General features: G+C 54.5%; 3 protein-coding genes. All 3 read right to left on the bottom strand.

What is annotated here, in order from left to right:
* On the bottom strand, window positions 1–143 hold a 143-nt coding region (locus tag AACS92_RS21810; RefSeq protein ID WP_445286131.1), incomplete at its 3' end, for a phage head completion protein.
* Window positions 144–153: 10 nt separating this feature from the next.
* Window positions 154–456, bottom strand: a complete 303-nt coding sequence (locus AACS92_RS02105; protein ID WP_099112038.1) for a head-tail connector protein — start codon at window positions 454–456, stop codon at window positions 154–156.
* A 15-nt stretch (window positions 457–471) separates the two neighbouring features.
* On the bottom strand, window positions 472–794 hold a 323-nt coding region (locus AACS92_RS02100; protein ID WP_099112037.1), incomplete at its 5' end, for a phage major capsid protein.

Here is a 794-nt window from a genome sequence, read left to right as displayed (position 1 = left end):
CGGAGCTTTCGGTTGGACACGGCCTCGGCTTTTGCCCAGACGGTGATAACAGCACTGTGGCTGAACGTTTCTGCACCCAGTTCGTCCCGATGGATAACCGGACGAAGTAACCGGATGCGATGACGCAGTTCTCCTACTTTCATCGTGATTCTCCTATAACGGAATAAAACGATAGGGTTCCAGCAAGGCCTGAAAGCCCAGCGGCAATGACTGGCCGTCCCGGCTGTCATACCAGAATCCCACGGTCAACATAATCGCCAGTGCCACATCATCGGTCACGAGCAGGCCATCGGGATCATCCTCCGGTACCGCGCTCTCATACAGGCGACGGTTCAGGTAGCTTTCTGTACGTTTGATGGCGGCACGGGAATAGGTGTTTAATAAATCATCGTCGGCGGGGTTATCACTGTCGAGTCGGCACTGCTGCCTGAGCAGATCCAAAGAGGGGAATGGCATATGAACTCCTGATAATTACGCCTTACCTTCTGCCGTTTTCAGCAATTTCACGGCGTTGCTGTCCACCAGCAGAGCACCCACCCGTTTGGTGGTATAGAAGTGAATAAACGGTTTGTGCGTGTAGGGATCGCGCAGCATACGTACCCCAAGACGATCTAAAATGGTATAGCAACGTTTGAAGTTCCCGAACGCCATTGGCACGGCACCTGCCCCCAAATCGGCGAACTGCTCATTCTCGGCAATACCGTAGCCGAGCAAGGCGGAAGGTTGCCCCAGTTGCAGGCCCGGCTGCCACAGGTAGTTGCCCTGACTGTCTTTCAGGGTGCGCACCTGAAACA

This window comes from Xenorhabdus sp. KJ12.1, from assembly GCF_963876495.1.
GTDB lineage: Bacteria > Pseudomonadota > Gammaproteobacteria > Enterobacterales > Enterobacteriaceae > Xenorhabdus > Xenorhabdus stockiae.
The sequence above is the reverse complement of the archived record's forward strand: the minus strand, read 5'-3'. Positions and strand labels throughout refer to the sequence as shown.

Excerpts from the sequence above, each read along its gene's own strand:
- AACS92_RS02105 (WP_099112038.1), bottom strand. The coding sequence starts at position 456 with ATGCCATTCCCCTCTTTGGATCTGCTCAGGCAGCAGTGCCGACTCGAC.